The sequence below is a fragment of the Mesorhizobium sp. M7A.F.Ca.AU.001.01.1.1 genome, from assembly GCF_004022735.1.
GTDB classification, from domain to species: domain Bacteria; phylum Pseudomonadota; class Alphaproteobacteria; order Rhizobiales; family Rhizobiaceae; genus Mesorhizobium; species Mesorhizobium ciceri.
This window is the reverse complement of record NZ_RZPF01000176.1, coordinates 1-9,765: the sequence shown is the minus strand read 5'-3', so window position 1 is coordinate 9,765 and position 9,765 is coordinate 1. Positions and strand designations below refer to the sequence as shown.

The following is a 9,765-nucleotide window of genomic DNA, read 5'->3' as shown; positions in this document are numbered from 1 at the left end:
GACGTATCGTCCCGGCCATCTGTCCAAGCACCAGCGACCCGACAGCGGTGGCTTCGATCGCGGCTTCGAACGACAGTCTTTCCGAAATCGTGTATTCGACCGACCATATCTCGGCGACATGGACGTCCTGCCAGAGCGCGAAGCGTGCGCGATGATCCAGATGCGGCGGCAGATCCGCCGATGAGAAGACGTTCTTTTGCAAGGGACGACCGGCCTTTTCTACAATCGCGTCTTCACTTCGACACGCACCGTATTGGACCAGATCACGGTCTGTCCAGAGCCGGAAATACTTGTGCGCCAGGCGACAATTTCAGTGCCGTCCTGAACAAGGATTGGCCTGATTTCGCGGATCTGGCTGGCTGAATTTCGGATTACTCGAAAATACCCAGTGCCGACGAATCGTTCCCCTACTCCGGCGATGGAACCGGCGGCCGTGATGTCAGCGCCGTGCCGAAGGCGGCGACAACAACGGCAGCGATCCCGGCCAGTTGCGTCGCGGTCAGGCTTTCATGCAGGAACAGGAAGCCGGCCAGTGCACCAAGCCCAGGCTCCAGGCAGGTCAGCGTGCCGTAGATGCGCGCCGGCATGCGGGTCAGCGCCACCATCTCCAGGAAGAACGGCAATGCGCTGGAAAACAGGCCGACGAGCAGCGCGCTGACCAGGATCGACGGGGCCAGCAGCGCGGATCCCGCCTGGGCGACACCGAAGGGCAGCACCAGCACGGCGGCGATGGCCATGCCGTAGGCGGTGGTGCGGGTGCCAAGCTCCGCGCCGGCCTTCTGGGCCAGCACGATGTAGAGCGCCCAGAAGCCGCCGGCCGCCAGCGCCAGCATCACCCCGATCGGATCAAGCGGCGCGAGGGAACGAACGAAGGGCGACAACAGCAGGATGCCGGCCACCGCCAGCGCGATCCAGGCAAAGTCGCTGGCGCGCCGCGAAGTCAAGGTCGCCACCAGAAGCGGGCCGGTAAACTCCAGCGCCACCGCGATGCCGAGCGGAATCCTGGCCAGCGCTGCGTAGAACAGGAGGTTGAGGGCGGCGAGCGTCACTCCATAAGCGACCAGCCACGGCATGGTGGCACGCGAGGGCCGCATCTGCCAGGGCCGCAGCACCGCGATCAGCATCAGCGCACCGATGACCAGCCTGAGCGTCGTCGTCCCTTGCGCGCCGATCTGCGGGAACAGGCCTTTGGCGAAGGTGGCGCCGATCTGGATCGACACCATGGCGCCCATCAGTGCTGCGACAGGCAAGGGCGCCGCTTCGCGACGGGCAATCGGCGTCGGTGTCACGTGATCCCATCCTCCATATCGCCGGGTCCAAACCCGACCGGCGGCATGGAGATAGGGCGAACCGGCCGGCCTGTCGTGAGGCAGCGGCAACTGGCTGCTAGGGCACGGCCAAGTGCCGCCGGCCGGTCAGTTCAGGGATTTGCGCCGTGGCGGCGGTGCCGGGTGGCGCTGCTCGAGGGCCGCTGCCGCATCGGTGCGGCCGGTCCGGCGCAGTCTTTCGAGATAGGCCGGCAACTCGCCAAGGCAATGGAACGGCCCGCCTTCCCGGATCACCGTCACCAGCGGGTCGACATCGCTGTCGCTGCGGATGGCCATGGCGCTGCGCCAGTCCTCGAGCAGCCGGCTGGCATGATCGACCACATCGCTTCGGGAGCCTGAGAGATCATGCTGCTCATGCGGATCCTCACTCAGATTGAACAGGCTGACCGGGCCGAAATCCTTGTAGCCGTCATGATAGGTGCGCAGCATCAGCCAGTCGGCCCCGCCGAGCCGGAACCGCACGCCGCGCTGTACCGCCCACGCACCCTGGCTCAGCACCAGGAAATCGCGGCCACCTTCCTCCTTCGCGGCAAGCGCCGGTGCAAAGGAGCGCCCGTCCCAAAGCGCCGGAACGTTGCCGCCGAGCCGGTCGATCAGCGTGGCGGCCCAGTCGAAATGATAGTGAAGGCCGCCATTGACGCCGCGCATGTCCTCGGCGCCGGGCCAGCGGATGACCAGCGGCACGTTGCAGGTGAATTCGTCGGCCGTCTGATGATCACCCCAGACGTTGAGCTCGCCGAGGTTTTCGCCATGATCGGCGCCGATGACGATGATCGTGTCGTCGAACAGGCCTTGCCGCTTCAACTCCTCGACGATGAGACCGACATGATAATCGGCATAGAGCACGCCGGTGTCGTAGCCGTCGAACCAGGCCTTGACGGTGTCCATGCCGCTGATCGGCGACGGCATGCGCCGGTATTTCGATCCGCCCGGCTCGACGTCGAAGCCCGAGGGTTCCTGCGGGCTGTGCGGGCCGTAGCCAGCATGGCTCTTCTCGAATACCGCCCTGGTCATCCAGTCGGGAAGCGGCTGGTCGGCGAAGGGGTCGCCGAAAGCGTCCGGCGCGCGATAGGGCGTGTGCGGGTCCCAGACATTGACATGCAGGAACCACTTTTTTGCCGAGCCATTGCGCTTCAGCCAGTCGATCGCCAGGCCCGAAACCTCGTCGGCGTTCTCCATGCCGGCCTTGCCGGGATTGATGATCTCGTTGAAGCCGGCATACCAATGCCAGCAGCCATGCCGTTCGCCAAAACTGCTGATGGTCGTGGTGTGGTAGCCGAGATCGCGCAGCGCCCGCATCCAGCCTTCCTCGTAGAAGGTGCCGGCCCAGGCTCGCTCGGCGCCTTCGCGGAACGGCTCGCAGGCGGTGCCGCCATGGCCGACCACGCCGGTCCGCATTCCGTGGCGGCCGCTCCACAGCGCCGTGCGCGACGGATGGCAAGGCACATCGGACACATAGACGTTCTCGAAGCGGATGCCCTCGCCGGCAAGGCTGTCGATGACGGGAGAGGTGTTGCGATGATAGCCGTAGCAGCCGAGGTGGTCGCGCCTGAGGCTGTCGATGTCGATATAGAGAACGTTCATGGATGGCTCGTCGCTGCTGTGATTGTCAGGAAACAGGCCCCGGTTCGCTGCCGGGGCTTGCGGTTTGCAAGGGGCGATTTCAAGAAGGCCGTCAGGCCGAAATGTATTGATCGCCCAGATAATAGTCCTTGGGATCGAGCGAGGTCTCGAGCTTGCCAAAGGTCTTGAACAGGTCGTTCATCGTCGAGAACCAGCCGTTCACGGTGCCGTCCTTGGTTAGCTTGATCAGTTCGGCCGAGGTCATGAAACGGCCATAACCGGCTTCCGTCTTCAGCTGGTCGGCAGGAATGCCGAGCAGCTTGGAGGTGATCTCGATCGCCTTGTCCTGGTTGGCGGCACGAAAATCCTGCGCGTCCTTGATGGCGCGCACCACGTTGCGGACGAGATCGGGATTGCCCTCGACCAAATCGTTGCGGGCAATGAAGACGCTCGGAAATGTGGTCTGCGGATAGAAGTCGTCGTTCTTGGCCAGCTCCACCAGATCGGGAACGCTCTTCTGGATGATGCCGACGAACGGATACCAGATGCCGGCCGCGTCGACCTGCTTGGAGGCGAAGGCCGCCACGATGGTGCTCGGGTCCATCTGCACGATGTCGAGGTCGGTCATCGCCATACCGGCCTTGCGCAGCGCCAGCCGCAACAGCATGTCGCCCGAGGTGCCGGCCGCGATCGCGACCTTCTTGCCCTTGAGGCCGGCGATGGACGTGATGCCGGCTTGGGCGATCACCCGGTCCGAGAAGCCGACATCGTTGACGGCGATGATCTTGGCCTTGCCGCTCGCCGGCAGCCACAGCGCGCCCGGTCCGAGATAGCCGCATTCCAGGCTGTTGGCGCCAAGCGCCTGGACCTGGATGGGGCCGTTGGTGAAGACCTTGATATTGGCATCGACGCCGTGCTTGGCATAGAAGCCCTGGTCGGCCGCGACGCCGGCCACGCTGGCGCCCCAGAAATCGCCGTTGTAGCCGATGCGTGCCGCCGTTCCCGCCGCTCCGGCACGGATGCCAGAGGCAGCGAACGCGGCAAGTGCCGCCGATGATGCGATGAGGTTACGTCTTGTCAGTGTCACCATACTCTCCTCCTGTCACTGTTACTGGTGGTAAACGGCTTGCCAGACGCGGTTGCGGATGCTCATGAACTCCGCCGAAAGCCGGATTTCCTCGGTTCTTGGGTAAGGCAGGCCGACGTCGATGATCTCCTGCAGCCTGCCGGGCCGCGCCGCCATGACGATGACGCGGTTGGCGAGGTAGACCGCCTCGTCGACATCGTGGGTGATGAACATCACGGTGCGCCGCTCCCGGCTCCAGGTGTCGAGCAACTGGTCCTGGAGCTGCACGCGGGTCAGTGCGTCGAGCGCCCCGAAGGGCTCGTCCATCAAAAGGATCGAGGGATCGACCGCATAGGCCCGGGCGATCGCGCAACGCTGCTTCATGCCGCCCGAAAGCGTCTTCGGCAGCGCGTCGGCGAAGTCGCCAAGGCCGACGAGATCGATGAAACGCTCGGCGATCTGCCGGCGGCGCGAAGCTTCCTCGCCCTTGATGCGCAGCCCGAACTCGACGTTCTGGCGTACGGTGAGCCAGGGAAACAGCGCGTATTGCTGGAAGATCATGCCGCGCTCCGGACCCGGCCCCTCGACCGCCTTGCCATCGACCAGCACGGTGCCCTCGCTCGGCTTCAGCAGGCCGGCCGCGATGTTGAGCGCGGTCGACTTACCGCAGCCGGACGGACCGACGACGGTGACGAATTCGCCGTCGGCGATGTCGAGCGACAGCCGGTCAAGCGCGACGAAGGCATTGTCCTTGAGGTCGAACCGGCGCGTGACCTTGTCGAAGACGATCTTGGGCGGCATCACACGCGCTCCTGCCAGACGGTCAGCCGGCGCTCGATCACCAAAAGGATGCGATCCATGGCAAGGCCGAGAAGGCCGATGGTGATCAGGCTGACGAAGATGGTCGGCAGGTCGTAGTAGAGTTGCGCCTGCTGCATGCGGAAACCGAGGCCGGTCTGCGCGGCGATCAGTTCGGCGGCCACCAGCGTCGCCCAGGCCGAGCCGAGGCCGATGCGCACGCCGACCAGGATGAACGGCGTCGATGCGGGAATGATGACGCGCAGGAAGATGGTCATGTCCTTGGCGCCGAGCACGCGCGCGGCGTTGATCATCGTCTTGTCGACGCTGATGACGCCCTGATAGGTGGCGACGACGCCGGCCAGGAAGGAGGCCAGGAAGATGACGAAGATCTTCGGCGTCTCGTCGATGCCCATCGTTACGATCGCCAGCGGAATGATGGCCAGCGGCGGGATCATGCGGAAGAACTGCAGATACGGCTCGATAAGCGAGCGCGCGACCTTGTACCAGCCCATGACGAAGCCGACCGGGATCGCCAGGATGACGCCGAGGAGAAAGCCGGTCATCACCCGAGCAAGGCTCGACATGATGTCGGTGGCGAGCTGCCCGTTTGCGATCAGATCGATAAACCTGGACGCAACCTGTGGCGGTGGCGGCAGGCCCCCCGCGCCCCCCGCCGTCAACACCCACCAGATGGCGATGCCGGCGACGAGACCGCAGAGATTGAGCGCGAGACCGCGATAGTCGATACCCCGATCCTCGTTCGAGCCGCCGCCGGAGCGTGTCGTCTTCGACGCTTCGCTCATCGCGACACCCCCGAATAGAAAAAATGGTCGAGCGCCGCCGCAGCAGCACCGATGGCGCCGGCACCAGGACCGAGGCTCGACCGCTCGACCCGCAGCACGTCGCGCATCGGCGGCAGGACGCGTGGCGGAACGCCCCGCCTTATATGATCGATGAAGCTTTCCGGGGCTTCGGCCAGGTGACCGCCAAAGACGATCAGATCGGGATTGAGCAAATTGGTCGCCGTCGCTATGGCCGTCGTCAGATGCCGGAGCGCCGCGTTCCAGACGTCGGGATATTTCTCCACCGCGGCCAGCAGGCGCCTGGGATGAGGCGTGTCGATATGGGCGGCGCGGGCCAGCGCGCGTTCGGACAGGAATGTCTCCAGGCAGCCCACATTGCCGCAGGCGCAACGCTCGCCATCCTCGACCACCTGGACATGGCCGAGCTCGACGGCCCCGTAGCCGCCGGGACGGAACGGCATGCCGTTGATCACCAGGCCGGCGCCGAGGCCGGTGCGCAGATAGATGTAGAGCAGCGCGGTCGTGTCGCGCCCGATGCCGTAGCGCGATTCCGCCAGCGCCATCGCGCTGACATTGTGCTCGACCACCACCGGCATGCGCAGCGCCGTTTCGAGCTCGTCGGCGAACGGCACGTCCTTCCAGTCGTAATTGACCGACTGCAGGTTGCGGCGGCGCTTGGTGTCCACCGGTCCCGGCACGCCGAGCCCCAGGCCGATCAGGCGCGAACGGTCGACGCCGGTCTTCTTGATCAATTGCTCGACGATCCGCACCACCATGCCGATCACCGCGGCGGGTTCGCTGGTGGCGGTGTCGAAATGCTGCGAGGCCATGGCTTTCGAGGCGGCCCTGAGGTCGGTGATGGTCGCGTCGATCGTTCCCGCGCCAATGTGCACGCCAACCACGGACAGGGCGTCGGGCACCAGCGCGACGCCGATCGCCGGCCGGCCGACGGGTGCATCGCCGGCAGTGGCCTGGTTGAGCTCGACCACGGTGCCTTCCCGCAGGAGATGGGCCGTCAGATGGGTCAGGGCGGTGGGTGACAGCGAGGTGCGCCGCGCCAGTTCGGCGCGCGACTGCGGACCGTCGTCGCGCAGGATTCGCAGGATCGCTCCGTGGTGCGCGCCCATTCTTCCTCCCTATTATTTTCTAATGTTAATAAATTAATTAAGCCTGTCAAGCACGGCAAAGCGCGGCTTGCGACTGGCATCGATGCACCTGGCTTTCACCCTACCCTGCCGCTGGAGTAGGGGCATTGACGCGAAGGGAGATAGCGGGGAAGGCAAGGCCGTCATGAGTAGGTCGAAGATCAGCCAAGCGGAGACGGCCACCTATGCCGCTTGGCTCCCGCGCGCTAAGGGGCGGTGGCAGCCGAGCGCTTGAACAGGATGGTCACCCGCGTGCCCTCGCCGGCGCTCGACGTCACGTCGAACTCCGCCTTGGCATTCTCGGTCAGCGAGCGGGCGATCAGCGCGCCGAGTTTGCCGCGCTTGGGCCAGCTCTCGCCGTCCGGCAGGCCAATGCCGTCATCGGCGATCACGATGCGGCAGCCATCGCCGTCAACGATGCTGTGCAGCGTGATCGTGCCGCCGTCACGTCCCTGGAAGGCATGTTTGAGCGCATTGGTCAAAAGTTCGTTCACCACCAGCCCGGTCGGCATGGCGACATTGATCGACACCGGATAGGTGTCGACCTTCATGTCGAGGCGGATGCCCTCGACCGCATGCGAGTTCATGACCGCCGACGCGATCTGGCTGAGATAGACACCAAGATCGACCTCATCCTTGCCATCGTCCCCCGACAGCGTCTGGTAGAGGATCGCCAGCGCATCGACGCGCCCCGCCAGCCTCTCGAAACGCTTCTGGTCCGGTTCGGCCGCGTTGCGCGTCTCCATCCGGATCAGCGCGGTGATCATCTGCAGATTGTTCTTCACCCGGTGCTGCAGTTCGCGCAGCAGCGTGTCCTTCTCACGGATGCGCTCGTCGATCGATCGCGCATCTTCGGTTTCGCCATGGGCCGAAACGTCGACCAGCGCCACCAGCCGGAAGCAGGCCTTGCCATTGTCGTCCTCGATGACGTTGGAATAGACGTCGACGATAGTCGGTTGGCCTTCCTTCCGCTCCAGCCGGAACGTGCCGATGAAATCAGTGTCCTCGACCACGGCCTCGAACAGCGGCCGGTCCTTCTGCTTGTGCAGGCCGGTGCCGGAAAGCGCCGCCCAGTGTTGGCGAGCGAGCATCGCCGCCTTGAGGCCGGACAGTTTCTCGAATTCCGGATTGGCATAGACGACACGCTCCTTCGAACCCAGGTCCGAGACGGCAATGGCGATCGGCACCTGGTCGAGGAACTTCTTGAACTGTTCGCTTTCGAGCGCGCTGGCAAGGTCCGGCGTTTCGAGCAGCTGCCCGACCGCTTCGGCCTTCTGTGTATCGGATGTCATCTGCGGCGCCTGTGCTGTGTGGGCACCATCAATAACAGCGATGCGATCACCCCGCCATCGCCAAACATGGAGTCCGCATTTTCACGCCCCGCATCGGCGATGGCGGCGTGTCTGCCGAATTGACGCCGCTGCCTGAGAGTGCCTCAGGAGGCCGGCTTCGACGCCAGCCGTGGACCGGTCTTGACGTCGACGATCTCCGGCTTGGCGCTGTCGACCGCGCCATCCCAGCCGCCGCCGAGCGCCTTGTTGAGGGCGATGTAGTTGGTCGCCAGCAGGACGCGGCTTTGCAGCAGCGAGTCCTCGGCCGAATAGAGCGAGCGCTGGGCGTCGAGCACGTCGAGGAGGCTTGTCTCGCCGGCCTTGTAGAGCGTGCCTTCGAGACTTGCCGCCTCGCCATAGGACTTCGCGGACGAGGCGAGCTTGCCGATCCGGATGCGCTCCTGCGACAACAGCACCAGCGCGTTCTCGACATCCTCGAGCGCCGTCAGCACCGAAGACCGGTAAGCGATGAAATACTGATCGCGTTGCGCCTTGGCGACCTCGACGGCCGCCTGCAATTGGCCGGCATTGAACAGCGGCACACTCAGCGTCGGCCCGAACGACCAGCCGATCGACGAATTCTTGCCGAGATCGCCAAGCTTCAGCGCCGCCGTGCTGATGTCTCCCGTCAGGCTGACCGAGGGATAGCGGGCGGCTTCGGCCTGGCCGATCTTGGCGGTATATTGCGCATATTGGCGCTCCGCCATGCGCAAATCGGGCCGCGATAGCAGGAGGTCGGCGGGAATTCCGGTGGGCATCGGCAGGCGCGGTGCAGGAATGGGCGCGACCCGCTTCAGCCGCTCGTTGAGCGAGGCAGGCGGCCGGCCGGCCAACACCGCGAGACGATGCACGGCCTGCGCATAACTTGCCTCCAGCGTCGGAACGGCGGCTTCGGTGCTCGCTGCCTGACCCATTGCCTTGGCGACATCGGCGGCGGTCGCCGTGCCCGCCTGCGCCATGGTGCGGGTAAGTTCGGCGGTCTGTCTTTGCGACGCGGCCGAACGACGGGCGAGCGCGATGCGGGCCTGGTAGCCGCGCGCCTGGGTATAATAGGAAGCGACATCGCCGACCAGGGTGAGAAGCGTCGAGCGCAGTTCCTCCTGCGAGGCGTTCAGCCCGTAGTGCGCGGCCTCTACGCCCCTCCGGTTGGCGCCGAACAGGTCGAGCTCCCAGCTTGCATCGAAGCCGGCCTGGTACTCGCTGTAGGTGGCGTCAGAGCCTGATGTGGTCTCGGCCGACTTGTTGCGGGAGGCCGAGCCGGAGCCGTCGTCCGAAGGCAGCAATGTGCCGGCACTCTGGCGATAGCTGGCGCGCGCCTCGCGGATTTTTGCCTTGGCGGTGGCGACATCGAGATTGCCCGCAACCGCTTCCTCGACAAGCGTGTTCAGCTCGGGATCGCGTAGCCGCTGCCACCATTTTGACAGTCGTGCCGGCTGGGCAGGCTTTGTCGGCTTCTGGCCGCTCCAATTCGCCGGCATTGCCAGTATCGGTGTCTGATAATCCGGACCGACGACGCATCCCGCGAGCAGGACAGCGGTGAGCATAGGCGCAAGAAGCCGCCTCGCGGCCACCGAGCCACGTTCCAAACCTGTCATGTGAAGTTTTCCTTATTGCTGGGTGGCCGTCACCGGCGTCTCGCCCGTATCTGGTTTGGCCGCCCTGCCCTTGAAGATGCGCCGCACCGTGACGAACAATAGCGGCACCAGGAAGACGCCGATCACCGTCGCC

The 9,765-nt window shown here is 64.9% G+C and carries 8 protein-coding genes and 1 pseudogene; all 9 read right to left on the bottom strand.

From position 1 onward, the window contains the following. Positions 1-202, bottom strand: a pseudogene (locus tag EN884_RS13350) (AraC family transcriptional regulator); the annotation flags it as partial. A 205-nt stretch (positions 203-407) separates the two neighbouring features. Further along, positions 408-1,289, bottom strand: coding sequence for a DMT family transporter (locus EN884_RS13345; RefSeq protein ID WP_063168594.1), 882 nt, complete (start codon positions 1,287-1,289; stop codon positions 408-410). A gap of 126 nt (positions 1,290-1,415) precedes the next feature. After that, complete coding sequence (locus EN884_RS13340; RefSeq protein WP_063168595.1) at positions 1,416-2,912, bottom strand: sulfatase; 1,497 nt, start codon at positions 2,910-2,912, stop codon at positions 1,416-1,418. 91 nt (positions 2,913-3,003) lie between these two features. Then, complete coding sequence (locus tag EN884_RS13335; RefSeq protein ID WP_128360576.1) at positions 3,004-3,981, bottom strand: aliphatic sulfonate ABC transporter substrate-binding protein; 978 nt, start codon at positions 3,979-3,981, stop codon at positions 3,004-3,006. 18 nt (positions 3,982-3,999) lie between these two features. After that, positions 4,000-4,758 carry an ABC transporter ATP-binding protein gene (locus EN884_RS13330; RefSeq protein WP_063168597.1) on the bottom strand — a complete coding sequence of 253 codons (759 nt, stop codon included), beginning with the start codon at positions 4,756-4,758 and terminating at the stop codon, positions 4,000-4,002. After that, complete coding sequence (locus EN884_RS13325; protein WP_127371748.1) at positions 4,758-5,561, bottom strand: ABC transporter permease; 804 nt, start codon at positions 5,559-5,561, stop codon at positions 4,758-4,760. Before EN884_RS13325 ends, EN884_RS13330 begins: the two co-directional genes overlap by 1 nt. After that, positions 5,558-6,688 carry an ROK family transcriptional regulator gene (locus EN884_RS13320; RefSeq protein WP_027160785.1) on the bottom strand — a complete coding sequence of 377 codons (1,131 nt, stop codon included), beginning with the start codon at positions 6,686-6,688 and terminating at the stop codon, positions 5,558-5,560. The genes EN884_RS13325 and EN884_RS13320 overlap by 4 nt, the downstream gene beginning before the upstream one ends. Before the next feature lie 224 nt (positions 6,689-6,912). After that, positions 6,913-7,998 carry a histidine kinase dimerization/phosphoacceptor domain -containing protein gene (locus EN884_RS13315; RefSeq protein WP_063168598.1) on the bottom strand — a complete coding sequence of 362 codons (1,086 nt, stop codon included), beginning with the start codon at positions 7,996-7,998 and terminating at the stop codon, positions 6,913-6,915. A 143-nt stretch (positions 7,999-8,141) separates the two neighbouring features. Then, a complete protein-coding gene (locus EN884_RS13310; protein ID WP_128360575.1) occupies positions 8,142-9,632 on the bottom strand; it encodes an efflux transporter outer membrane subunit in 1,491 nt (496 codons plus the stop codon). Between the last annotated feature and the right edge of the window lie 133 nt (positions 9,633-9,765).

Bases quoted from the DNA above. Each gene is read 5' to 3' on its own strand.
- EN884_RS13320 (WP_027160785.1), bottom strand. From the start codon at position 6,688: ATGGGCGCGCACCACGGAGCGATCCTGCGAATCCTGCGCGACGACGGT.
- EN884_RS13310 (WP_128360575.1), bottom strand. From the start codon at position 9,632: ATGACAGGTTTGGAACGTGGCTCGGTGGCCGCGAGGCGGCTTCTTGCG.
- EN884_RS13340 (WP_063168595.1), bottom strand. From the start codon at position 2,912: ATGAACGTTCTCTATATCGACATCGACAGCCTCAGGCGCGACCACCTC.
- EN884_RS13315 (WP_063168598.1), bottom strand. From the start codon at position 7,998: ATGACATCCGATACACAGAAGGCCGAAGCGGTCGGGCAGCTGCTCGAA.
- EN884_RS13325 (WP_127371748.1), bottom strand. From the start codon at position 5,561: ATGAGCGAAGCGTCGAAGACGACACGCTCCGGCGGCGGCTCGAACGAG.
- EN884_RS13330 (WP_063168597.1), bottom strand. From the start codon at position 4,758: ATGCCGCCCAAGATCGTCTTCGACAAGGTCACGCGCCGGTTCGACCTC.
- EN884_RS13335 (WP_128360576.1), bottom strand. From the start codon at position 3,981: ATGGTGACACTGACAAGACGTAACCTCATCGCATCATCGGCGGCACTT.